23 protein-coding genes and 1 pseudogene are annotated in these 22,329 nt (G+C 57.1%); 10 read left to right on the top strand and 14 right to left on the bottom strand.

From position 1 onward, the window contains the following. Nucleotides 1-226: 226 nt before the first annotated feature. The 7 genes from AXF15_RS12065 to AXF15_RS12045 form a co-directional block, all read right to left on the bottom strand. Entirely contained in the window at nt 227-934 is a 708-nt protein-coding gene (locus AXF15_RS12065) for an ABC transporter ATP-binding protein (protein WP_066607910.1), read from the bottom strand. Next, the gene (locus AXF15_RS12060; protein WP_066607907.1) at nt 927-1,706 is read right to left on the bottom strand and encodes an ABC transporter ATP-binding protein; all 780 of its coding nucleotides are present in this window, start codon (nt 1,704-1,706) and stop codon (nt 927-929) included. The genes AXF15_RS12065 and AXF15_RS12060 overlap by 8 nt, the downstream gene beginning before the upstream one ends. Continuing rightward, nucleotides 1,703-2,740: a branched-chain amino acid ABC transporter permease gene (locus AXF15_RS12055; protein WP_066607904.1), complete on the bottom strand. Its 1,038-nt coding sequence runs from the start codon at nt 2,738-2,740 to the stop codon at nt 1,703-1,705. Before AXF15_RS12055 ends, AXF15_RS12060 begins: the two co-directional genes overlap by 4 nt. Then, the gene (locus tag AXF15_RS12050) at nt 2,740-3,642 is read right to left on the bottom strand and encodes a branched-chain amino acid ABC transporter permease (RefSeq protein WP_066607901.1); all 903 of its coding nucleotides are present in this window, start codon (nt 3,640-3,642) and stop codon (nt 2,740-2,742) included. The genes AXF15_RS12055 and AXF15_RS12050 overlap by 1 nt, the downstream gene beginning before the upstream one ends. 91 nt (nt 3,643-3,733) lie before the next feature. After that, nucleotides 3,734-4,111 carry a hypothetical protein gene (locus AXF15_RS14140; protein WP_151192382.1) on the bottom strand — a complete coding sequence of 126 codons (378 nt, stop codon included), beginning with the start codon at nt 4,109-4,111 and terminating at the stop codon, nt 3,734-3,736. Nucleotides 4,112-4,216: 105 nt separating this feature from the next. Beyond that, a complete protein-coding gene (locus AXF15_RS14135) occupies nt 4,217-4,636 on the bottom strand; it encodes a hypothetical protein (protein WP_151192381.1) in 420 nt (139 codons plus the stop codon). A gap of 182 nt (nt 4,637-4,818) precedes the next feature. After that, nucleotides 4,819-5,958, bottom strand: a complete 1,140-nt coding sequence (locus AXF15_RS12045; RefSeq protein WP_066607899.1) for an ABC transporter substrate-binding protein — start codon at nt 5,956-5,958, stop codon at nt 4,819-4,821. A 469-nt stretch (nt 5,959-6,427) separates the two neighbouring features. On the opposite strand from AXF15_RS12045, the gene speA reads away from it, so the two are divergent. Continuing rightward, a complete protein-coding gene (speA, locus tag AXF15_RS12040) occupies nt 6,428-8,395 on the top strand; it encodes a biosynthetic arginine decarboxylase (RefSeq protein WP_066607897.1) in 1,968 nt (655 codons plus the stop codon). A 129-nt stretch (nt 8,396-8,524) separates the two neighbouring features. Here speA and AXF15_RS14875 read toward each other — a convergent pair whose 3' ends face one another. Further along, complete coding sequence (locus AXF15_RS14875) at nt 8,525-8,695, bottom strand: transposase (RefSeq protein ID WP_417926403.1); 171 nt, start codon at nt 8,693-8,695, stop codon at nt 8,525-8,527. A gap of 199 nt (nt 8,696-8,894) precedes the next feature. On the opposite strand from AXF15_RS14875, the gene AXF15_RS14870 reads away from it, so the two are divergent. Both AXF15_RS14870 and AXF15_RS13750 read left to right on the top strand, forming a co-directional pair. Continuing rightward, nucleotides 8,895-9,176 carry an acyltransferase family protein gene (locus AXF15_RS14870; RefSeq protein ID WP_417926391.1) on the top strand — a complete coding sequence of 94 codons (282 nt, stop codon included), beginning with the start codon at nt 8,895-8,897 and terminating at the stop codon, nt 9,174-9,176. Continuing rightward, nucleotides 9,128-9,973 (top strand): acyltransferase family protein, encoded by an 846-nt coding sequence (locus AXF15_RS13750; protein ID WP_083518030.1) that lies wholly within the window; start codon nt 9,128-9,130, stop codon nt 9,971-9,973. The genes AXF15_RS14870 and AXF15_RS13750 overlap by 49 nt, the downstream gene beginning before the upstream one ends. 49 nt (nt 9,974-10,022) lie before the next feature. Here the strand turns inward: AXF15_RS13750 and AXF15_RS13745 are convergent. Next, a protein-coding gene (locus AXF15_RS13745; protein WP_236884749.1) for an IS5 family transposase occupies nt 10,023-10,777 on the bottom strand; the annotation gives its coding sequence in 2 pieces (ribosomal slippage) (nt 10,023-10,444 and nt 10,444-10,777; 756 coding nt in all). Nucleotides 10,778-10,843: 66 nt separating this feature from the next. After that, nucleotides 10,844-11,650 carry an IS5 family transposase gene (locus AXF15_RS13740; RefSeq protein WP_083518112.1) on the bottom strand — a complete coding sequence of 269 codons (807 nt, stop codon included), beginning with the start codon at nt 11,648-11,650 and terminating at the stop codon, nt 10,844-10,846. Between the two features lie 107 nt (nt 11,651-11,757). Between AXF15_RS13740 and AXF15_RS12025 the strand changes: the two genes are divergently transcribed. From AXF15_RS12025 to AXF15_RS14395, 7 genes and pseudogenes are all read left to right on the top strand, one after another. Beyond that, on the top strand, nt 11,758-12,948 hold the full coding sequence (locus AXF15_RS12025; protein WP_066607892.1) for a saccharopine dehydrogenase family protein: 1,191 nt from the start codon (nt 11,758-11,760) through the stop codon (nt 12,946-12,948). Beyond that, entirely contained in the window at nt 12,948-14,120 is a 1,173-nt protein-coding gene (gene nspC, locus AXF15_RS12020; protein ID WP_066607884.1) for a carboxynorspermidine decarboxylase, read from the top strand. The genes AXF15_RS12025 and nspC overlap by 1 nt, the downstream gene beginning before the upstream one ends. Nucleotides 14,121-14,212: 92 nt before the next feature. Beyond that, a complete protein-coding gene (gene coaE, locus AXF15_RS12015; protein WP_169793664.1) occupies nt 14,213-15,859 on the top strand; it encodes a dephospho-CoA kinase in 1,647 nt (548 codons plus the stop codon). Next, on the top strand, nt 15,840-16,511 hold the full coding sequence (locus tag AXF15_RS12010; protein ID WP_066607878.1) for a rhomboid family intramembrane serine protease: 672 nt from the start codon (nt 15,840-15,842) through the stop codon (nt 16,509-16,511). The genes coaE and AXF15_RS12010 overlap by 20 nt, the downstream gene beginning before the upstream one ends. Nucleotides 16,512-16,573: 62 nt before the next feature. Then, nucleotides 16,574-16,942 (top strand): IS5 family transposase, encoded by a 369-nt coding sequence (locus tag AXF15_RS14625; protein ID WP_066607876.1) that lies wholly within the window; start codon nt 16,574-16,576, stop codon nt 16,940-16,942. Next, nucleotides 16,840-17,340 carry an IS5 family transposase gene (locus AXF15_RS13735; protein ID WP_236884853.1) on the top strand — a complete coding sequence of 167 codons (501 nt, stop codon included), beginning with the start codon at nt 16,840-16,842 and terminating at the stop codon, nt 17,338-17,340. Before AXF15_RS14625 ends, AXF15_RS13735 begins: the two co-directional genes overlap by 103 nt. 115 nt (nt 17,341-17,455) lie before the next feature. Continuing rightward, nucleotides 17,456-18,221 (top strand): annotated as a pseudogene (locus AXF15_RS14395) (IS5 family transposase). Between the two features lie 120 nt (nt 18,222-18,341). Here the strand turns inward: AXF15_RS14395 and AXF15_RS11985 are convergent. From AXF15_RS11985 to AXF15_RS11970, 4 genes are read right to left on the bottom strand one after another with little or no spacing between them, the layout of a single operon-like run. Beyond that, entirely contained in the window at nt 18,342-19,355 is a 1,014-nt protein-coding gene (locus AXF15_RS11985; RefSeq protein ID WP_066607870.1) for an ABC transporter ATP-binding protein, read from the bottom strand. After that, nucleotides 19,352-20,335, bottom strand: coding sequence for an ABC transporter ATP-binding protein (locus AXF15_RS11980; RefSeq protein ID WP_066607867.1), 984 nt, complete (start codon nt 20,333-20,335; stop codon nt 19,352-19,354). The genes AXF15_RS11985 and AXF15_RS11980 overlap by 4 nt, the downstream gene beginning before the upstream one ends. A 2-nt stretch (nt 20,336-20,337) precedes the next feature. Next, nucleotides 20,338-21,255: an ABC transporter permease gene (locus AXF15_RS11975; protein ID WP_066607863.1), complete on the bottom strand. Its 918-nt coding sequence runs from the start codon at nt 21,253-21,255 to the stop codon at nt 20,338-20,340. Between the two features lie 10 nt (nt 21,256-21,265). Continuing rightward, entirely contained in the window at nt 21,266-22,240 is a 975-nt protein-coding gene (locus AXF15_RS11970; RefSeq protein WP_066607860.1) for an ABC transporter permease, read from the bottom strand. Nucleotides 22,241-22,329 lie beyond the last annotated feature (89 nt).

Raw genomic sequence — 22,329 nt, 5'->3', positions numbered from 1 at the left:
GGAGAATGGGCCTTTGCCCCGGCTGTTCACTCCTGCGCCGACATGGCCGGGCTGCGCGTGAGAGCATGCGTTTTGTTCCGGCCTTTTGTGGAAAGGAAGCCTGCCTTGTGCATTCTCTCCGGATCGGAGGGCAGTCCGCGGCAGGTATTCAGGATAAGCCTTGGTTGGGCCGCGCAAAAAAAAACGGCTCCATTTGGAGCCGCGCCGGAACAGATTTTTCCCGCCGTCAACCGCCCAGATAAGCCTTGATCACGCGTTCGTCGTTCAAAAGCTCCTCGCCCGCGCCCTGGAGCACGATGGAGCCCGTTTCCAGCACATAGGCGTAATGTGCCACCTTGAGGGCGGCAAAGGCGTTCTGTTCCACCAACAGCACGGTCTTGCCCTGCTCTTCATTGATGAGCCGGATGATCTTGAACACGTCGTTGACCAGCAGCGGGGCCAGTCCCAGACTCGGTTCATCGAGCATGACCACCTCCGGCGAACTCATCAGTGCCCGCCCCACGGCCAGCATCTGCTGCTCGCCTCCGGACAGGGTGCCGCCCTTCTGATTCTGCCGCTCCCGCAGCCGGGGGAAAAGCTCGAATACCCACTCCTTGTCCCGCTCGATGCCCTCCCGGTCGGAGCGGCTGTACGCGCCAAGATACAGGTTTTCGGTCACGCTCAGGTGCGGAAAGATGCGCCGCCCCTCCGGCGACATGACAATGCCCGCCTTGACGATATCCACAGGGTCTTTGGCAGTGATGTCCTGTCCCTTGTAGGAGATGGACCCTTTCTTGTTTTTGATGAGTCCGGCGATGGCCCGGAGCGTGCTGCTCTTGCCCGCGCCGTTGGCGCCGATGAGAGTTATGATTTTTCCCTGGGGAGCCTCCAGGGAAACGCCTTTCAGGGCGTGGATGCCGCCGTAGTAGACATGGAGATTTTGGACCTCAAGCATACCGCGTGTACTCCTCGCCCAGATAGGCTTCAATGACCTTGGGATTGGACTGGATGGATTCCGGCCCGCCCTCGGCGATGGTCATGCCGTAATCCAGCACCCACAGGTGTTCGCACACGCCCATGACCACCTTCATATCGTGTTCGATGAGCAGGATGGTCAGATCGAAGCGGTCGCGGATGGTCCGGATGAAATCCATGAGCTCCAGAGATTCCTGGGGATTCATACCCGCCGCCGGTTCATCCAGAAGCAGAAAATGCGGTTTCGTGGCCAGTGCCCGGGCAATTTCCAGCCGCCTCTGGGCTCCGTAGGGCAGACTGCCCGCCTTTTCCCCGGCGACATCGGAAAGTCCCACCACATCCAGCAGTTCCAGAGCCTGAGCGCGCAGCCGCCGTTCCTCGCGCAGGGAAGCCGGGGTCATGAGCACGGACTGGATCCAGCCCGTCTTCTGGCGCACGAATCCGCCGATCATGACGTTTTCCAGAGCCGTTTCGTGAGTGAACAGGCGGATGTTCTGAAAAGTCCGGGCGATGCCGGCCTGGCAGACTTCATGGGCCGGTCTGCCGGTCAGATCGCGGCCTTCAAAGATCACGCGGCCTGCGGTGGGCCGGTAGAATCCGGTGATCATGTTGAAGCAGGTGGTCTTGCCCGCACCGTTGGGGCCGATGAGCCCGGTAATACTGCCCTGGGGGATGTCCGCGTCGAACTCCGTCACGGCGGTCAGGCCGCCGAAGCGCATGGTCAGGCCGGTGGCGGTCAGAATCGTACTCATGCCTTGCCTCGCTTCATGAATCTGGCCACCGTGGTCCAGGTGATTTCACGCATGCCCATGATGCCTTCGCGGCGGAACAGAATGACCAGAATGAGCACCAGGGAGAAGACCACCATGCGCATGCCCGGAATGCCGTCCATGGTCCAGCTGCCGATGGTCAGCGGATTTTCGACGAACCTGAGCCATTCCAGCAGCGCCGTGACGCCCACTCCGGCCACGATGGAGCCCGTGATGGAACCCAGCCCGCCCGTGACCACGATCATGAGCACGTTGAAGGTCAGGGTGAACAGAAACATCTTCGGATCGATGGTCGTCAGCAGGCTGGCCAGGAGGCCGCCGCCCACTCCGGCGAAAAAGGCCCCGATGGTGAAGGACAGAAGCTTCATGCGGAAAACGTTGACGCCCATGGCCTTGGCCGCGATCTCGTCGTCGCGGATGGCCTTGAACACGTTGCCGGTATTGCTGTTCAGGATGCGGATCACGAAATAGAGGGTCAGCAGGCACCAGCCGTAGTTCCACCACAGGTCGGCGTGGTCCGGGATGCCCTTGAAGCCCAGAGCTCCGTTGGTCACGCGCGGGATGTTGTTGGCCACCACGCGGATGATTTCGGCAAAGCCCAGCGTGGCGATGCCCAGGTAGTCGTCGCCCAGCCGCAGAAGCGGAAAGCCGATGATGAATCCGGCCAGGCCGGCCGCCGCGCCGCCAGCCAGCACGGCCACGAGAAAAGGCGCGTGGGAGTTCAGCACCCAGGGGTAGGCCTCCTCCAGAATGAAGAGCATTTCTTTCTGGTCCGGGGTCATGATCAGGATGGCGCAGGCGTATGCGCCGATGGCCATGAAGCCCGCGTGCCCCAGGCTGAACATGCCCGTGAAGCCGTAAATAAGGTTCAGGGACAGGGCCAGAATGATGTTTACGGCGATGAGATTCATGATCTGAATCTTGTAGCCGTCCAAGGCTTCCTCGGCCCACCACAGAAACATGCCCAGACAGGCGATCAGGGCGAAATTCAACACGGCGGATATTTTCGCGTTCATCAGACTTTATCCTCCGTCTTGACGCCCAGAAGCCCCGTGGGTTTCACCAGCAGGATGGCGATGAGCAGGATGAAGGCGAAGGCGTCGCGGTATCCCGCCAGGTCGGGAAAAAAAGCCACGGTCATGATTTCGATGAAACCCAGAAGCATGCCGCCGATGACCGCGCCCTGAATGGAGCCGATGCCGCCGAATACGGCCGCGATGAAGGCCTTGAATCCGGGGATGGCGCCCATGACGGGCTGGATTTGCGGGTACCTGAGGGCCCACATGATGCCGCTGGCGGCGGCCAGGGCCGAGCCGATGCCGAAGGTCAGGGCGATGACCTTGTTCACGGGCACGCCCATGAGGCTGCTGGTCTCGATGTCCTTGCTGATGGCGCGCATGCCCAGGCCCGCCTTGGTGTGGTATACGACATAGACCAGGCCGAGCATGAGCAGCAGGGACAGGGCCGGAACCATGAGCGTCAGGGGCAGCACGCGCACGTTGTTCACCAGGATGGGATTGGCCAGCCATTCGGGCCGGTACACCTCGCGGGGGATGGCCTGGAAAAAGACGATGGCCACGTTCTGCAGGAAAAAAGATACGCCGATGGCGCTGATCAGCGCGGAGATGCGGGGCGCGTCGCGCAGCGGACGGTATGCCACGCGGTCCACCATGATGCCGATGCCGGCCACGAGGATGATGGAAGCCGCCAGAGCCAGAGGCCAGGGCAGGTGGAAGAGGGTGACGCCCCAGAACACGAAGTAGGCGCCGAGCATGAAAATTTCGCTGTGCGCGAAATTGATGAGCCGCAGGATGCCGTACACCATGGTGTAGCCGATGGCGATGAGGGCGTACAGACTGCCCAGGGTCAGGCTGTTCAGAATATGCTGGATAAGGATGGCTGACTCGATTTCAAACATTAAGGTTTCCTTGATCTTCTACACAAACATTTTACAATTCTGCATTCAATAAAAATAGCTAGAAGCATGTTATGGTATGGTATAGTACTGTTTATATAGAAGATAGATTATTTATTTTATTTACGAGATCAACTTTATTTCTGAACGATTGTGGCAGCCATTTTGTATTTTGTAAGAAATCCTTCAGCTTTTGTTTTGGAATTATTTCAACATTATCAGATCCAATTCCAGAATAAACACTATTTTGTTGAAATAAAAATATCTTATGATTATATTTTATATAATCATCTATTTCTATATTTGTATATCCAGTCTTAACTTGAACTGCTGCAACTTCATTTTTTCTATTTACGCATAAATACTCAAATGCCATTGTATCTTTTTTTCTGGAATGTGGAACTACAAACCATCCTTCATTTTGTAGATACAAAAATATTAGGTCTTCTATTTCCTCATCATTTAATAACATAAATATATCAGAACATTTATTCTTATCATATTCATATGAATTTTCGCAACTTAAAGTATTCCAAATATATTTAGAATATTCTATTGCAGAAGTATCATTAATTTTCTAGATTGATCGAGATGCTCTGAAGCAAGCAATTATTTTTCCTGGGACCGCATCAATGTTTACTTTCTGTATTTTGCAACGAAAAATATTTGCGATATCAATATCCTTTTCTTTGGACTCGTCTGTTACCCAGTATTCCCATCCTGATATCACAGATGCTAGATAGTATTCTCCAAAAGGATCACGTGTCCATACAAGATCTTTACGACGGACATTTTCGTATATATATTTGCATATTGTAGGATCGTATCCATATTTTTCTGATGCTTCACGGTAATATTCATCCCAATCTTTTGTACAATTATTAGAATCTGTTCTCCATCCGATACCAAGTATCCCTTTTTCTAAGCAATATTTAAATGTTAAGCCCATATCAGCATTTCCGCCATGTGGTCTTATGTGTATTCTAAATAGATTCATAACTAAAATTACCTAAAATTTTGATATTTTCATTAATATTAATCAACATCAAGACATATTTTCCAAAATAATCTATTCAATTTTTGTTATCAGCCTATTTATAACTCGTCTTACTCCCCTTAGCATATTATTGTATGCGAAGAGGCTCCTACTTTTTTGACAGGTGCCTCTTCGCATATTTTTTAGATTTCCGGAGTGATGCTGTCCACGTAGGTCTTTTTGCCGTCCTTTATGACCACCAGACCGACGGGCTTTTCGGCGTCGTGGGTCTTGTTGATGGTGGTGGTGCCGGTCGCGCCCACAAAGTCCTTGGTGGCGGCCAGGGCGTCGGTGATGGCCTGGGGTTCGGCCGAACCGGCGCGGGTGATGGCGTCCATGATGATCATGTAGGAGTCATAGCCCAGGGCGGCGTTGACGTTGGGATCCTTCTTGGGATTGGCCTTCTTCCATTCCTCCGTGAAGGCTTTGGCCACGGGGTTCATCTCCGGCATGGAAGGATCGTAGGGGAAGGTCGTGTGCATGAAGCCTTCCACGGCGCTGCCGCCGATGGCGGTGATCTCCGGATTGTCCATGGCGTCGCCGCCCATGATCTTGAAGGTCGCGCCCAGTTCCTTGGCCTGCTTCATGATGATGGCCCCCTCGGCGAAGTAGGAAGGAATGAACAGCACGTCGGGCTGCTTGCTCATGATCTGCTGAAGCTGTGCGGTGAAGTCCTGATCGCCGGACTGATAGTTGAGAACGGCCACGACTTCGCCGCCCAGCTTGGTGAAGGACTTCTTGAAGAAGTTGGCCAGACCCACGGAGTAGTCGCTGGCCACGTCGATGAGCAGGGCCGCCTTTTTCATGTCCAGATGACGGAAGGCGTAAGTGGCCGCGCCGGCGCCCTGAAACGGGTCGATGAAGCACACGCGGAAGACGTATTTCTTGCCTTGGGTGACCAGCGGGTTGGTGCAGCTGGTGCCCATCTGGGGGATGCCCGCCTTTTCGGCCATTTCACCGCCGGCCATGGCCAGGGAGGAACCGTAGGAACCGATGATGGCGTGGACTTTTTCCTTTTCGATCAGGCGTTTGACCGCGTTGGCGGCCTCGACCTTGTCGGACTTGTTGTCCACCACGAAGAGTTCGACCTTTTTGCCCAGAATTTCGCCTTTTTCCTTGTGGGCCATCTGCACGCCTTCCAGTTCGAGCTGGCCGCCGAAGGCGTTCTGGCCGGTCAGGGGCAGAAACACGCCGATGCGGACAGTATCATCGGCGGCCAGGGACGTACCGGCGAAGCCGCAGACCATGAGCAGAACCAGACACAGAAATCCAAGCCGTTGCATCGAAAATTCCTCCAGAATGAATGTTAGCGGGCGGCTTGCGCCCTTCACACGGCTTCGGCTTGCGCCGAGCCTGTCCGGAACCTGCTTCCGGAACGCCCCATCACGCATCCGGCCGGGCCGGGGATCGAAACTTTTTGCCCTCAAGGGCTGTTTTCTTTTTGGGAGAGATCGCTTCGTGGAACGCGCGGATGTGAAAAAACGGCAGACGCGGTGCGGACGGCCGGAGCGGCGAGAGAAGGCCGCGCCGTGAAAAAAGTGTGGCGCATATACCATGCCCAGGCCATGTTGCGGAGCTCCCGAAAGCATCCCGTCGGCTATGCCAAAAAGGGCTCGCGGTCAATAAAACCAAAGTGCGCCCGGACAGGAGGCTTTGGGCACACAGCAAAGTCCGACCCGTCCTTGTGGAAAGTTGACGCTGGACAGCGCCCTGTTTAGGAAATGGCTCTATCTTGACCTCGGGAGGATCGTGATGCGCGCTCGGAGCCTTGAGAAGTGGACGGTGGGCCGTTCCGCCGAACTGTACGGCGTGGACAACTGGGGCGGTGGTTATTTCCGCGCCATGCCCGGCGGCGAACTGGCCATCACGCCCTTTGCGGACAAAAGCGTGTGCGTGTCCATTCCGTCCATCATCAGCGGCCTGGAAGAGCGCGGTCTGGGTCTGCCGGTGCTTCTGCGCATCGAGAACCTGCTCGACGCCCAGATTTCCCTTCTTCATGAGTCCTTTGCCAAAGCCATCGACGACCTAGGATACGGGGCGGAATTTCGCGGCGTATACCCCATCAAGGTCAATCAGCAGCAGCAGGTGCTGGAGGAGATCGCCAAGGTGGGCGGCCCCTTCAATCACGGTTTCGAGGTGGGCAGCAAGGCCGAGCTCATCGTGGCCCTGTCCTTTCTGAACAATCCCAAGGCGTGCCTTATCTGCAACGGTTACAAGGACCAGGATTACATCGATCTGGCCCTGTACGCCTGCAAGATGGGTTTTTTGTGTTTTCTGGTGCTGGAAATGCCAAGCGAACTGCCGCTCATTCTGGAGCGTTCCAGAGTGCTGAACATCCGGCCGCGCATCGGCGTGCGCATCAAGGTCTCTACTCAGGCCGGGGGCCACTGGGCCGAGTCGGCCGGAGATCTGTCCATTTTCGGCCTGTCCTCTTCGGAAGTGGTGGACGTCATCGACACCATGCGCGGCCACTCCATGCTGGACTGCGTGCAGCTTCTGCATTTTCATCTGGGCTCCCAGATCCCGAACATCCGCGATATCCGTACCGCCGTGCACGAGGCCGCGCGCATGTACGCCGAGCTGGCCAAGGAAGGCTGCGCCATGGGCTTTCTGGACCTGGGCGGGGGGCTGGCCGTGGACTATGACGGCTCCCACACCAACTACGCGAGCAGCCGCAACTACACGCTGGAAGAGTACTGCACGGACATCGTGGAATCGGTCATGGCCACCGTGGACGAGCACAAATTGCCCCATCCGCACATTCTGACGGAATCGGGCCGGGCCACCGTGGCCTATTATTCCGTTCTGCTTTTCAACGTCATGGATGTGAGCCGCCTGGAGAACCGGCCCGTGCCGGACGCTCTGGAGGATGATGCCCCGGAGGCCGTGCACAATCTGCTGGAGGTGTACACCAGCCTGTCCCTGAAGAATCTCCAGGAATGCTATAACGACGCCATCTATTACCGGGACCAGATCCGCCAGCTTTTCCGCCTGGGACAGTGCACCCTGCGCCAGCGGGCCCTGAGCGACACCATTTTCTGGGCCGTGATCCGCAGCATTGCGGAGAAGACGCCGGAACTGAAGAATCCGCCTTCGGCCCTGAAGGATGTCGATCTGGCGCTGGCGAGCATTTACTACTGCAACATGAGTGTGTTCCAGTCCCTGCCCGACGCCTGGGCCATCGGGCATCTTTTCCCTGTCATGCCCGTGCACCGTCTGGACGAAGCGCCCACGGAGCAGGCCATTCTGGCCGACATCACCTGCGACAGTGACGGCAAGCTCGATACCTTCATCGACATCCACGGGGTCAAGCGGGTGCTGGAACTGCACGAGGTGCGGCCCTGCGAGCCCTACTATCTGGGCGCTTTTCTGGTGGGGGCGTATCAGGAGACCCTGGGCGATCTGCACAACCTGTTCGGCGATACCAACGTGGTCAGCGTGCGCATCAACGAGGACGGCACCTACGACCTCATCCGCGAACTGGAGGGCGACAGCGTGTCCGACGTGCTTTCCTATGTGGAATTCGAGCCCAAGCAGGTGCTGGAAAATTTCCGTAAGGTGGCGGAGCAGGGTGTGCGCGAGGGCAAAATAAGCCCTCAGGAGAGGTTCATGATCATGCGCGCTTTCGAGCGCGGGCTGCGCGGATACACGTATCTGAACGTGGCCCGCAACTGCGGTCACGCCGAATGCCGCGCCGCCGGGCCGAATCCGGCGGATTAGGCCTTCAGTCTTTTCCGCGGATCGCCGCGGCCCTTCGGATTCACTTGGGTCTAGACCATCAGACTATCGTCTGATAGGCTGGAAAAATGTTTTAAAACAGCAGGTTGAGTCGATACAAAGTCGGAAAAATCATTCAATCATCACCGCTTCGAGATCGGGGTCAGACGCCAGAGCGAGCAAAACTGCTTTCCAAGATCCTTTCATCTGCCAACGCCGAAAGCGGGAATACACGGCATTCCATGACCCATACTCTTTTGGCAGGGCCCTCCAGGGAGCCCCAGTACGCAGCAACCAGATGATTGCATTTATGATTTATGAATGTTCGTTTATCTTTGGCCGGACGGCCGCCTTTGGGTGAACCCTCGAGCGGCAGAACGGGCTCAAGCCGTTGCCAGGTTTCATCGGAAATATCGGTATAGCACATCTCCAAAAACTACACGAACCAAGCCTGATTATAAAGTTTGCAAATATACCCTAATTACATAACAGAGATTATCGCATGATATTGCTATCTAAAGCATGTGGAAATATATATGGAATTGGAACAATACGCACTATTTTTTCTATTTCTGTTGTCATTGCACATTCATCACTTTTTTTAGGATACAATATTATAAACGGGATAGCTGCTGTACAATGTTTTTATATGTTTTCTGGGTTTTATATGTTTATGATACTAAGTGAAAAATACATATCTACAAAAAAATTTTATAAGTCTAGGTTTCTTAGAATATACCCTATATATTTTTTTATAGCCATACCAACACTATTATTTATTTAAGCGGAAATTTTCAAGACATATGGAATTCTGCAGATATCTTTACAAAAATATTCATTACTCTCTCGAATATATGCATATACACACAAGATATCGTTATGTTTTTAGCAGTCGATCCACAAAATGGTTCTCTATACTTCACAACAAGGTTTTCTCAAGAACCAATCCCTCTATATAAACTCCTTATTATCCCACAAGCATGGACTCTTGGAGTAGAACTAACATTCTATATTCTCGCTCCATTTCTTGTGAAAAGAAAGACAGCAACTCTTTTCATTATATTAATATTAAGTATTATAATTAGAATATATGCCTTAAAAATTGGATACTACAGAGATCCATGGAATTACAGATTTTTTCCATTTGAATTATCACTATTTTTATGTGGAGCAATATCATATAGAATATATTATAAAATCAGAATAAAAAAATTTATGGATTATATATCTCCAATCATAACATTACTTTTAATTATAGCAATTTTAATATTCCAATTCATCCCCCTCGAATTGGTTAAAAAATTATTTATTTACTATATAATAACAGCCATATCAATACCATTCATATTCCATTCATCAAGAAATAGCAAAATAGATAGAGCAATAGGAGAACTTTCTTATCCTATATATATTATACATATATCCATAATATGGATTCTTTATTATTTTTTTAATTCCTATATGGAAATTCTAAATAAAAAACAGCTACTTTGCGTCCCAGTAATAATATTATCCATCCTCTTTTCAATCCTAATAAATAAATACATTCAAAGACCTATTGATAATATGCGAAGAAGATAATAATAGATAGTACTTAGGGTATATTTACAAACTAGGGTGTGTTTGCAAACTATTTGATCCAAATCATTGAAGCTGCCAGGTAAACGAAAGAAAGAAAAGTCTGGGCAAGCTTTTCATAACGTGTTGCCACTCTGCGGTACTCTTTGATTTTACTGAAAAAGCATTCAACAAGGTGCCGTTCCTTATAAAGATGCCGATCATACCGACGAGGTGTTTTACGATTTGAGCGTGGAGGAATAACTACGGTACAGCCTCTTGCTTCAAGAAGTTGAACTAACGGCTCGCTGTCATACCCTTTATCGGCAATGACAGTGCAATCACGAACCCCTTCAAGTAATTGTGGTGCAACACTGATATCCGCGCATTCACCTCCTGTAAGGAAAAACGATACAGGATTGCCGAGCGCGTCTACCTGTGCATGCAGCTTGGAGGTAAAACCTCCGCGACTGCGGCCCAGAGCTTGTCTGTGCTGCCCCCTTTTGCGCCAGCCGAATGTTTGTGGGCATGGATGTACGTACCGTCAATCATTACCGCTTCGAGATCGGGGTCAGACGCCAGAGCGAGAAAGACTGCTTTCCAGGATCCTTTTATCTGCCAACGCCGAAAGCGGGAATACACGGCATTCCATGACCCATACTCTTTCGGCAGGGCCCTCCAGGGAGCCCCGGTGCGCAGCAGCCAGATGATTGCATTTATGAATGTTCGTTTATCTTTGGCCGGACGGCCGCCTTTGGGCGAACCCTCAAGCGGCAGAACGGGCTCAAGCCGTTGCCAGGTTTCATCGGAAATATCGGTATAACACATGTCCAAAAGCTACACCAAACCACGCTGGTTATAAAGTTTGCAAACACACCCTAGGTTCAGGCCTCATTAATTGAGATAGAAAATGACGGAAGCCGCGAGGCACAGAGCTGAAAAGAAGGTATGCGCGCAGCGGTCATAACGCATGACAATTCTGCGCCAGTCCTTGATCCTGCCAAACATGATCTCGATCTTGTGCCGCTGTTTATACAGATCTTTATCGTACGGGCAGGGTCTCTTCCGGCTCCTTCTGGGCGGGATGCAGGGCGTAATGCCTCTGGCGCACAGGGCGTCACGGAACCAGTCGGCGTCGTAACCACGGTCCGCCAGAAGCTCCTTGGCCTCAGGCAAAGCATCTATGGCGTCCATAAGCAGGGCGGCTCCTTTGTAGTCGCTCACCTGGCCTTCTGTGAGCGTCATGGCCAGGGGCCTGCCGTGGCCGTCGCAAAGGGCATGGAGTTTGGAGTTCAGACCGCCCTTTGTGCGTCCGATGCAGCGGGAAAGAGCCCTTTTTTGAGCAAACTGGCGGCGGTTCGATGCGCCTTGAGGTGGGTTGCATCGTTCATCACCTGGCCATCGCGCCTTGAGGTGGGTTGCATCGTTCATCACCTGGCCATCCTGTCCCGCTGTTTTTGCCAATTCGGTAAAAATATTGTTGAAGACGCCCATCCGGCTCCAGCGCAAAAAACGATTGTACAGCGTTTTATACGGGCCATACTCACGCGGCGCATCTTTCCATTGCAGGCCATGTTTGATGACATAAATGATTCCGCTTATGACTTTCAGGTCATCGACGCGTGGAATACCGTGTGAAAGTGGAAAGAAAGGCTTGATACGCTCCAGTTGCTCGGCAGAAAGGTAGAAAAGTTGGCTCATGGCGTCCTCCCTGAGCACAACTAACCAACTTTCCTGATTTTTACAATTAATGAGGCCTGAGCCTAGAGCCTTCATTTTTTGCTCACGAATATCTGCGAGGTGGCAGCATGTCCAAAGTACTGATTATCGGCGCGGGCGGCGTCGGCCATGTGGTGGCCCACAAGTGCGCCATGGTCCCGGAAGTGTTTTCGGAAATTCTTCTGGCCAGCCGTACCGTCTCCAAATGCGAGACCATTGCCGCGTCGGTGCGGGAAAAGACCGGCCGGACCATTGAAACCGCCGTCATCGATGCCGACAATGCGGCTGAAACCGCCGCCCTGATCCGCCGGTTTGGCCCCAAAATCGTCATCAACGTGGCCCTGCCGTACCAGGATCTGACCATCATGGACACCTGCCTGGAAACGGGCGTGGATTATCTGGACACGGCCAACTACGAACCGCCGGACGAGGCCAGATTCGAATACAAGTGGCAGTGGGCCTATCAGGACCGCTTCCGCGAAAAGGGCCTCATGGCCCTTCTGGGCTCGGGCTTTGATCCGGGCGTGACCAATGTCTTCTGCGCCTACGCCCAGAAGCATCTGTTCGATGAGATTCACGAGCTGGACATCATCGACTGCAACGCGGGCGATCACGGGCAGCCCTTTGCCACCAATTTCAATCCGGAAATCAACATCCGCGAGATCACCCAGCGCGGCCGGTACTGGGAACGCGGCGAATGGGTGGAGACGGATCCGCTCTCCTGGCGCATGAGCTACGACTTTCCCGAAGGTATCGGCCCCAGGGACTGCTATCTCATGTACCACGAGGAGCTGGAGTCTCTGGTGCGGAACATCCGCGGTCTGAAGCGGGCGCGCTTCTGGATGACCTTTTCCCAGAATTATCTGAATCACCTGAAGGTGCTGGAAAATGTGGGCATGACCGCCATCGAGCCCGTGGATTACAACGGCCAGAAGATCGTGCCCCTGCAGTTTCTGCGGGCCGTGCTGCCGGAGCCCGGTTCCCTCGGGCCGCTGACCAGAGGCCGGACCTGCATCGGCTGCGTCATGAAGGGTGTGAAGGACGGGCGGCCGGTCAGGAAATACATCTACAACATATGCAGCCACGAAGAGGCGTACCGCGAGGTTGGTTCCCAGGCCATTTCCTACACCACGGGTGTTCCGGCCATGATCGGGGCCATGATGATGCTGACCGGGAAATGGCGTGGAGAGGGCGTCTTCAACATGGAAGAGCTCGATCCGGATCCGTTCATGGAGCAGCTGAACCGGCACGGCCTGCCCTGGGTTGTGCGGGATTTGTGATGGATGGGCGTATCGCCTGCCGTTTTGATGCGGCCCGGGTGCGGTCCACGCCCGCCTTCGTGGTGGATGCGGGCCTCATCCGCCGCAATCTCGGCATTCTGGCGGATGTGAAGCGGCGCACCGGCTGCCGCATCCTGCTGGCTCTGAAAGGCTTTGCCATGTGGAGTCTTTTTCCGGTGCTGCGCGAGACCCTTGACGGCGTGTGCGCCAGCTCCCCCGACGAGGCCCGGCTGGGCCGTGAGGAGTTCGGCCGGGAGGTGCATGCCTTCGCGGCCGCCTATTCCGAAAAGGACGTGCGGGATCTGTGCGCCACGGCCGATCACATGGTCTTCAACTCGCTTGGTCAGCTTGAACGCTTCCGGCATCTGGCGGTGGCGGAGAGCGCCCGGCTCGGGCGGACCATGCAGCTTGCCGTGCGCATCAATCCCGAGCATTCCGAAGGGGCCGTGCCCATTTACGACCCGTGCGCGCCGGGTTCGCGGCTGGGCATCCGGCGGCGCGATTTCCTGCCGGACCGGCTCTGCGGCATCTCCGGCCTGCACTGGCACAATCTGTGCGAGCAGAACGCCGACTGCCTGGAGCGCACCGTGGCCGCCGTGGAAAAGAACTTCGGCCCGTTCATCAGGGGCATGAAGTATGTGAACTTCGGCGGCGGGCACCACATCACCCGGCCCGATTATGACGTGGACCTGCTCTGCGGCGTGGTCAGCGGCTTCATGCGGCGCCACGGCGTGCAGGTTTATCTGGAGCCGGGCGAGGCCGTGGCCCTCGACGCCGGCTATCTGGTGACCACGGTGCTGGATGTCGTCCAGGCGGACATGCCTTTCGCCATTCTGGACACCTCCGTGCCCGCGCACATGCCCGACGTTCTGGAGATGCCGTACCGCCCGCACATCTTCGGTTCCGGCCTGCCCGGCGAGAAAGCGCACACGTACCGTCTGGGCGGTCTGTCCTGCCTGGCCGGAGACGTGGCCGGAGAGTATTCCTTCGACGCGCCCCTGGCCGTGGGGGACCGGCTGGTCTTCACGGACATGGCTCACTATTCCATGGTCAAGACCAACACCTTCAACGGCATCCGGCTGCCGGACATCGCCGTTTTCGACCCGGCGGCCGATTTCCTCGGCGTCGTGCGTTCCTTCGGCTACGAGGATTTCAAGACGCGTCTTTCCTGAGCCGGGACCCGGACGGGATGTCGCGGAAAAATTCCGGGCGGCCCGGCCGCCGGACCGGATATCGGCTTCCTCAAACATTCACGGCGCGGATCATGCCCTCCGATCACCCCGGAGGCCGCGCCGCCAGCGGATACATCATGCGGGAATGGACGGAAAAAGCGGACTTCTCCGACGGCGGCCGGCGGCTGGACGTCTTCTGGCAGGGCTGTCTGGACGAAGAGGGCGTGCCCAGGGCGCGCATTCAGGACTGGATTCGTCAGGGGCGGGCCGCCATCGACGGCCGGGTGTGCGTCAAGCCGGGCACGCGGCTGGTTCCCGGCCAGACACTGGAGCTTTCGGCCGAAGAGCCGGAAGGGACGATCACGCCCGACGAGGGGGCTCTCGCGGTTCTGCACGCTGACGGCTGTCTGGCCGTCATCGACAAACCCGCCGGGCTGACCGTGCATCCCGCGCCTTCCGTCAGGGAAACCACGCTGGTTCATCTGGCCGCCCATCGTTTTCCCGCCCTGCTGGATCAGGGGGGCGAGCGGCCGGGCATTGTGCACCGTCTGGACAAGGATACGTCCGGGCTGATCGTTCTGGCGCTGCATGACGCCTCGCGGCGGACCCTGACCCGCATGTTCGGCGACCGGGACGTGTACAAGGAATATCTGGCGCTGGTGGCGGGCGTGCCCGCTCCGGGGGGCATCGTTTCCGCGCCCGTGGGCCGTCATCCGGTCATCAAGACCCGCATGGCCGTGACCGCGGGGGGGCGGCCCGCCGAAACCCGTTTCCGGCGGCTCTGGACCGCCACAGACCGGAGCGCGTCCCTTGTGCGGGTGCGCATCCTCACCGGCCGGACGCATCAAATCCGTGTGCACATGGCCCATATCGGGCATCCGCTGCTGGGCGACAGGCTCTATGCGGAAAAATCCGTTGCCGGACGCGCGCCCCGGCAGATGCTGCATGCCTGGCAGCTGCGTCTGGCGCATCCCGAAAGCCGGGAGAAACTATCCTTTTTCGTCCCGCCGCCGGCGGATTTCATGGCCGTGCTGGAACGCCTCTGCCGGGACAGAACGTGCGTGGGTCTGACCGGCGCGGCGGGCGGAGGCAAATCAGCTGTGGGCCGGTTCGCCGCAGAACTGGGCGTGCCGGTTTTCTGCGCCGACAGGGCCGTGGCGGATTCCTACGCGCCGGGTGGGGCGGGCAGCGCGATCATCGCCCACCATCTGGGCGGCGGGTTTCTGGACCCGGACGGCGGAGTGGACAAGGCCGCGCTTCTGGCGGCCATGTGCGCCTCGGACAGCCTGCGGCGCGAGGTGGAGCGGCTTGTCCATCCTCTGGTGCGGGAAAGTCTGGCCGCTTTCATGGCCGCGCCCGGCCCGGATTTGCGTCTGGCCGAGATCCCGCTCCTGTGCGAGGCGGGGCTGGCGGAATCCGTGGACCTGACGGCGGCGGTCTTCCGCCCGGACGAGGCCCGTCACGCGCATCTGCACGAGCGCGGCTGGGACGCGGAGCGCATCGGGATGATGGAGTCCTGGCAGTGGCCGCAGGAGAAAAAACTGCGCATGGCTCATCTCGTTCTGGACAACTCCGGCTCCCTCGAAGACCTGCGGCGGCGGACGAAAAGCCTGCTCCGCGCGGCGGAAGATATATCCCGCGGCCGGGCAAGGCGGCGGATGGACTGCCTGACGGCCCTGTTTGAACATCCGGATACAATGGATGAATCGGAGCTGACCCATGTTTCCCCTGCGCGATAACATCCCTTCCCGGCGCAAGCCGGTCATGGTCTGGGTCCTGGTTGGCCTGAACATTGTCGTTTTTCTGTTCACGCTTGGCCTTTCTCCGGCCGGGGAAGCCCTGTTTTTCCACCTGCACGGAGTGGTTCCGGCGCGTTTCATCCATCCCGAATGGGCCGAGTGGCGCGGTTATCCGGATGGCGGCCTGCTGTCTTTCGGCACCTACATGTTCCTGCACGGAGGCTGGATGCACCTTGTGGCCAACATGTGGACCCTGTGGATTTTCGGGGACAATGTGGAAGACGTCATGGGGCCGCTTCGGTTTCTGCTTTTCTACATCCTTTGCGGTCTGTGCGCCCTGCTGATGCATGTGGTGACCAGCCCGGAATCCACGGTCCCCGTGGTGGGCGCGTCCGGAGCCATCGCCGGAGTCATGGGAGCGTATTTTTTTCTCTATCCGCACGCCAGAGTCCTGACCCTGGTGCCCCTCTTCATCATCCCCTTTTTCTTCGAAATCCCGGCGGTTTTCTATCTTCTGCTGTGGTTTGTGACCCAGGTGTTCTCCGGGCTGTCTGATGGCGGCGGCGCGGGCGTGGCCTGGTGGGCGCACATCGGCGGTTTTGTGGCGGGCATGCTTCTGCTGCGCTTTTTCCGGGACGAGCCCCGTCCTTAGGCTCAGGCCTCATTAATTGTAAAAATCAGAAAAGTTGGTTAGTTGTGCTCAGGGAGGACGCCATGAGCCAACTTTTCTACCTTTCTGCCGAACAACTGGAGCGTATCAAGCCCTTCTTTCCACGTTCACATGGTATTCCGCGGGTCGATGACCGGAAAGTCATAAGCGGCATCATTTATGTCATCAAACATGGCCTGCAGTGGAAAGACGCGCCGCGCGAGTATGGCCCGTACAAGACGCTGTACAATCGTTTTTTGCGTTGGAGCCGGATGGGCGTCTTCAACAATATTTTTACCGAATTGGCAAAAACAGCGGGAAAAGATGGACGATTGATGATCGATGCAACCCACCTCAAGGCGCATCGAACCGCCGCCAGTTTGCTCAAAAAGGGGCTCTTTCCCGCTGCATCGGACGCACAAAGGGCGGTCTGAACTCCAAACTCCATGCCCTTTGCGACGGCCACGGCAGGCCTCTGGCCATGACGCTCACAGAAGGCCAGGTGAGCGACTACAAAGGAGCCGCCCTGCTTGTGGACGCCATAGATGCTTTGCCTGAGGCCAGGGAGCTTCTGGCGGACCGTGGTTACGACGCCGACTGGTTCCGTGACGCCCTGTGCGCCAGAGGCATTACGCCCTGCATCCCGCCCAGCAGGAGCCGGAAGAGACCCTGCCCGTACGATAAAGATCTGTATAAACAGCGGCACAAGATCGAGATCATGTTTGGCAGGATCAAGGACTGGCGCAGAATAGCCATGCGTTATGACCGCTGCGCGCATACCTTCTTTTCAGCTCTGTGCCTCGCGGCTTCCGTCATTTTCTATCTCAATTAATGAGGACTGAACCTAGGCATGACCCTTTTACAATTAATGAGGCCTGAGCCTAGGCTCAGACCTCATTAATTGTAAAAATCAGGAAAGCTGGTTAGTTGTGCTCAGGGAGGACGCCATGAACCAACTTTTCTATCTTTCTGCCGAACAGCTCGAACGTATCAAGCCCTTCTTTCCACGTTCACATGGTATTCCGCGGGTCGATGGCCGGAAAGTCATCAGCGGCATCATTTATGTCATCAAACATGGCCTGCAGTGGAAAGACGCGCCGCGCGAGTATGGCCCGTATAAAACGCTGTACATCGTTTTTTGCGCTGGAGCCGGATGGGCGTCTTCAACAATATTTTTACCGAATTGGCAAAAACAGCGGGACAGGATGGCCAGGTGATGATCGATGCAACCCACCTCAAGGCGCATCGAACCGCCGCCAGTTTGCTCAAAAAAGGGCTCTTTCCCGCTGCATCGGACGCACAAAGGGCGGTCTGAACTCAAAACTCCATGCCCTTTGCGACGGTCACGGCAGGCCCCTGGCCATGGCGCTCACAGAAGGCCAGGCGAGCGACTACAAAGGAGCCGCCCTGCTTATGGACGCCATAGATGCTTTGCCTGAGGCCAGGGAGCTTCTGGCGGACCGTGGTTACGACGCCGACTGGTTCGGTGATGCCCTGCTCGCCAGAGGCATTACGCCCTGCATCCCTCCCGGAAAGAACCGAAAGAGGCCCATCTCTTACGATAAAAATCTGTATAAACAGCGGCATAAGATTGAGATCATGTTTGGCAGGATCAAAGACTGGCGCAGAATAGCCATGCGTTATGCCCGCTGCGCACATACCTTCTTTTCAGCTCTATGCCTCGCGGCTTCCATCATTTTCTATCTCAATTAATGAGGACTGAGCCTAGGCGTCAAGCCGTTCTGTACCGGCCGGACACGTAAGCCGCTTTTTGCGGGGATGGACCTGCGCCGGAGGGCTGCCGTACGAAGGAAGGCTGGTCGGCGTTCGCCGCTAGATCCGTCCTTCCTCCAGGGCGTGACAGGCGGCCCGGCTGCCGTTGGGGCAGGGCAGCAGCTGCGGGACTTCGCGCCGGCAACGCTCGTCCATGTACGGACAGCGCGGGTGGAAGACACAGCCTTCGGGCAGATGGATGGGTGTGGGCACTTCGCCCTTCAGACGGATGTGGTCGAAACCCTTGGAACCAAGCTTTGGGATGGCCGAGAGCAGGGCGCGGGAATAGGGGTGTTGCGGGGTCTGGTACAGGTCGTCCTTGGCCGCCAGTTCGCACAGGGTGCCCAGGTACATGACCGCCACCCGCGTGCTGATGTGTTCCACCACGGACAGGTCGTGGGTGATGAACATGTAGGTCAGGCCGAAACGCTCCTGACAGTCCATGATCAGGTTCAGAATTTGGGCCTGGATGGAGACATCCAGGGCCGAGATGGGCTCGTCGGCCACGATGAATTCCGGGTCTACCATCAGCGCCCGGGCGATGCTGATGCGCTGGCGCTGGCCGCCGGAAAATTCGTGGGGGAAGCGACCGGCCCAGGCCGGGTCCACGCCCACCTGACGCATGACCTCGGTCACCTTGTCCCGCACTTCGGAGGCGGAAAGCTGCGGGAAATGGAAGCGCACGGGTTCCTGCAGAATCTGGCGCACGGTCATGCGCGGATTGAGCGACGCGTAGGGATCCTGGAAGACCATCTGCATCTTGCGCCGGTAGGGCAGCATGTCCGCGTGGCTCAGGTTGTCGATGCGCCGGCCCCGGAAGAAGATTTCTCCGCCGGTGGGCGCGTACAGGCCGAGGACCGTGCGTCCCAGGGTGGATTTGCCGCAGCCGGACTCACCCACCACGGAGAGGATCTCGCCGGGGTGGATGTCCAGACTCACGGAGTTGATGGCCTTGACCGTGGTGGTGGCGAGATAGGGCATGCCGCCGGAAAAGGCGATGCGGTCCAGAATGCCCCCGGAAATGTCGAAATGCTTGACCAGGTTTGCAATGCGTACCAGCGCTTCTGTCGTCATGCCTGTCCCGCTCCGGCGTGAAGGTGGCAGGCCGCCAGACCCGGCGAGTGCGGCAGGGCGTACAGCGGCGGCGTTTCCCGGCGGCAGATGTCCATGGCCCGGTCGCAGCGGGGATGAAAGGCGCAGCCCGCCGGAATGCTGGTCAGGTTGGGCATCATGCCCGGAATCTGGTGCAGGCGTTTCCGTCCTCCCGCGCCCTGGGGCAGGGCCTTGATGAGCCCCTGGGTGTACGGATGCATGGGCCGCGCTACGATGCTTTCGGTTGCGCCCTGTTCCACGATGCGTCCGGCGTACATGACCGCGATTTTCTCCGTGACCTGGGAGACCACGCCCAGATCGTGGGTGATGAGGATAAGCCCCATGTTCTCGTTTCTGCACAGCTCAAGGAGCAGGGCCATGACCTCGGCCTGGATGGTCACATCCAGAGCCGTGGTGGGCTCGTCGGCGATGATCAGGCTGGGGTTGGTCAGAAGGGAGATGGCGATGACCACTCGCTGCCGCATGCCGCCCGACAGTTCGTGCGGGTACTGGTCCAGACGTTTGCCGGGAGAGGAGATGTACACCTTCTGGAGCTTCTCCAGGGCGATTTCCCGGGCATGAGCCGTCGTTATCCTGCCGTTGTGGGCCCGGATGGTTTCCACCATCTGGGTGCCGATGGTCAGCACCGGGTTCAGGGTCATCATGGGATCCTGAAAAATGATGCTGATGCGGTTGCCGCGGATGCCGCGCATCTGTTCCAGGGGGTAGCTGCTGATCTCCTGGCCCTCGAACAGCACCCGTCCCGAGGCGATGTAGCCCGGCTTGCTGATGAGATTGATGATGGAGAATCCGGCCACGGATTTGCCCGCGCCCGACTCGCCCACCAGCCCCATGCGCTCGCCCGCTTCCAGCGAGAAATTGATGCCGTTCAAGGCCGTGAGATCGCCCGAGCGCAGGCGGAATTTGACCACCAGGTCCTGGACATCCAGAAGTTTCGTCATGCTCAGCCCTTGTACAGTTTGGGGTTGAGAACGTCCTGCACCCAGTCGCCCAGCAGATTGATGACCAGAATGAGGACCACCAGCAGGACTCCCGGAAAAGTGGTGATCCACCACGCGCCGCTGAAGATGTATTCGAAGCCGGAGTTGATGAGGGAGCCCAGGGACGGTTTGGTGATGGGCATGCCCAGACCCAGAAAGGACAGGGCGGCCTCGCTCATGATGGCGTGGGCCACCTGCACCGTGGACAGCACCATGAGGGGAGACATGGTGTTGGGCAGGATGTGCCGCCACATGATCCGGCCCGAGGGCAGGCCGATGACCCGGGCCGCTTCCACATATTCCTTCTTTTTCTCGGCCAGCACCGAGGCCCGCACGGTGCGCGCGTACTGCGGCCATTCGGCGATGCCGATGACCAGCACCAGAAAGGGCACGGCCATGTTCTCGAAGGCGGCCACGCCGAAGATGGCCTGAAAAATGGCGGACAGGAAAATGGCCACCATCAGCGTGGAGAAGCTGAGCTGCACGTCGGCCAGGCGCATCAGGAAATTGTCGATCCTCCCGCCCCGGTAGCCCGCAATGAGCCCCAGCACCACGCCGATGGCCGCCTGCAGGGCCACGGCGCAGACACCGATGATCAGGGAAATGCGCATGCCGTAGAGCATGGTGCTGAGCATGTCCCGGCCCTGGGCGTCGGTGCCCAGCGGGAAGGCGGACTCCGCGCCGTCCATCCACACGGGCGGCAGTTCCGCGTCCATGATGTTGATGGTGGTGGTGTCGTAAGGATTGTGCGGGGCGATGACCGGCGCGCCGAAGGCGGACAGGGTCAGAACGGTCAGGATGGCGAAGCTGCCCATGGCCACGGGGTCGCGCAGAAAGCTGTACAGAAAGTAGGAGGAGCGGAAGCGCTGCCAGATGTTCATCAGGACGTCCTTATTTCATGCCGGCGATGCGGACCATGGGATTGACCAGCCCGTAGATGATGTCGACCACCGTGTTCACCACCACGAAGATGATGCCGACGAAGATGAGATAGGCCACCAGAAGGGAGGTGTCGGCGCGCTCCACGGCCTCCAGGAAAAGAAAGCCCAGGCCGCCCCACTGGAAGACCGTTTCCGTCAGGATGGTGAAGGCGATCATGGTGCCGATCTGCACGCCGCCCACGGTGATGACGGGCAGCAGTGTGTTCTTGAAGGCATGCACGAACCAGATGCGCAGGCGCGGCAGCCCCTTGGCCCAGGCGAATTTGACGTACTCGGTTTCGAGCACCTCCATCATTTCCGAGCGGATGAGACGCACGAAAAGGGGTAGCATGAGTGCGGTCAGGGAAACGGACGGCAGCAGCAGATGCTTCAGGCCGTCCAGGCTCAGAAGGCCCGATTCCCAGCCCCAGACGCTCACGGTCTGGCCCCGGCCGTAGGAGGGCAGCCAGTTCAGTTCGATGGCGAAGACGTAGATGAGCAGAATGGCGATGAGAAAGATCGGCACGGACACGCCGATGCTGCTCATGGCCATGATCAGGCGCGAAAGGAAGCGCCTGGGATAGATGGCGCAGTAGATGCCCATGGGGATGGACAGGATGACGATGAACACGGAACTGACCATGACCAGTTCCAGGGTGGCCGGGGCCTTGCTCAGAATGACATCCATGGCCGGTTTCTTGTAGAAGAAGGACTGGCCGATGTCGCCCTGCAGCGCGCCCTTGAGAAAGCGGCCGTACTGCACCGGAAAAGGGTCGTTCAGGCCCAGTTTTTCGCGGATGGCCTCGCGTTCGGCGGCGGAAACTGAAATGCCGGTGATCTCGCGGACCGGGTCGCCCACGTTCTGCTTCAGGGCGAAGCCGATGAAGCTGATGATGAACATGACCAGGATGGCCTGGAGAACGCGGCGGATGATAAATGCAAACATGATGCGTCCATGGCGGATGGAATTCAGAAAGGCGGGTTTCCCCTGCCCGGAGAAACCCGCCTTCTTTACACAGACGTGATGGGCTAATC

It is taken from the genome of Desulfomicrobium orale DSM 12838 (genome assembly GCF_001553625.1).
GTDB classification, from domain to species: domain Bacteria; phylum Desulfobacterota; class Desulfovibrionia; order Desulfovibrionales; family Desulfomicrobiaceae; genus Desulfomicrobium; species Desulfomicrobium orale.
Note: the sequence above shows the minus strand (reverse complement) of the source record. Positions and strands in the feature narration are given on the sequence as shown.

Excerpts from the sequence above, each read along its gene's own strand:
- AXF15_RS14135 (WP_151192381.1), bottom strand. The coding sequence starts at position 4,636 with ATGAATCTATTTAGAATACACATAAGACCACATGGCGGAAATGCTGAT.
- AXF15_RS12010 (WP_066607878.1), top strand. The coding sequence starts at position 15,840 with ATGTTTCCCCTGCGCGATAACATCCCTTCCCGGCGCAAGCCGGTCATG.
- speA (WP_066607897.1), top strand. The coding sequence starts at position 6,428 with ATGCGCGCTCGGAGCCTTGAGAAGTGGACGGTGGGCCGTTCCGCCGAA.
- AXF15_RS11970 (WP_066607860.1), bottom strand. The coding sequence starts at position 22,240 with ATGTTTGCATTTATCATCCGCCGCGTTCTCCAGGCCATCCTGGTCATG.
- AXF15_RS12055 (WP_066607904.1), bottom strand. The coding sequence starts at position 2,740 with ATGAACGCGAAAATATCCGCCGTGTTGAATTTCGCCCTGATCGCCTGT.
- AXF15_RS11975 (WP_066607863.1), bottom strand. The coding sequence starts at position 21,255 with ATGAACATCTGGCAGCGCTTCCGCTCCTCCTACTTTCTGTACAGCTTT.
- AXF15_RS12060 (WP_066607907.1), bottom strand. The coding sequence starts at position 1,706 with ATGAGTACGATTCTGACCGCCACCGGCCTGACCATGCGCTTCGGCGGC.
- AXF15_RS14625 (WP_066607876.1), top strand. The coding sequence starts at position 16,574 with ATGAGCCAACTTTTCTACCTTTCTGCCGAACAACTGGAGCGTATCAAG.
- AXF15_RS14140 (WP_151192382.1), bottom strand. The coding sequence starts at position 4,111 with ATGTTATTAAATGATGAGGAAATAGAAGACCTAATATTTTTGTATCTA.
- AXF15_RS12045 (WP_066607899.1), bottom strand. The coding sequence starts at position 5,958 with ATGCAACGGCTTGGATTTCTGTGTCTGGTTCTGCTCATGGTCTGCGGC.
- nspC (WP_066607884.1), top strand. The coding sequence starts at position 12,948 with ATGGATGGGCGTATCGCCTGCCGTTTTGATGCGGCCCGGGTGCGGTCC.
- AXF15_RS12065 (WP_066607910.1), bottom strand. The coding sequence starts at position 934 with ATGCTTGAGGTCCAAAATCTCCATGTCTACTACGGCGGCATCCACGCC.
- AXF15_RS13740 (WP_083518112.1), bottom strand. The coding sequence starts at position 11,650 with ATGAGCCAACTTTTCTACCTTTCTGCCGAGCAACTGGAGCGTATCAAG.
- AXF15_RS11980 (WP_066607867.1), bottom strand. The coding sequence starts at position 20,335 with ATGACGAAACTTCTGGATGTCCAGGACCTGGTGGTCAAATTCCGCCTG.
- AXF15_RS14870 (WP_417926391.1), top strand. The coding sequence starts at position 8,895 with ATGATATTGCTATCTAAAGCATGTGGAAATATATATGGAATTGGAACA.
- AXF15_RS11985 (WP_066607870.1), bottom strand. The coding sequence starts at position 19,355 with ATGACGACAGAAGCGCTGGTACGCATTGCAAACCTGGTCAAGCATTTC.
- AXF15_RS12025 (WP_066607892.1), top strand. The coding sequence starts at position 11,758 with ATGTCCAAAGTACTGATTATCGGCGCGGGCGGCGTCGGCCATGTGGTG.
- AXF15_RS12050 (WP_066607901.1), bottom strand. The coding sequence starts at position 3,642 with ATGTTTGAAATCGAGTCAGCCATCCTTATCCAGCATATTCTGAACAGC.
- coaE (WP_169793664.1), top strand. The coding sequence starts at position 14,213 with ATGCCCTCCGATCACCCCGGAGGCCGCGCCGCCAGCGGATACATCATG.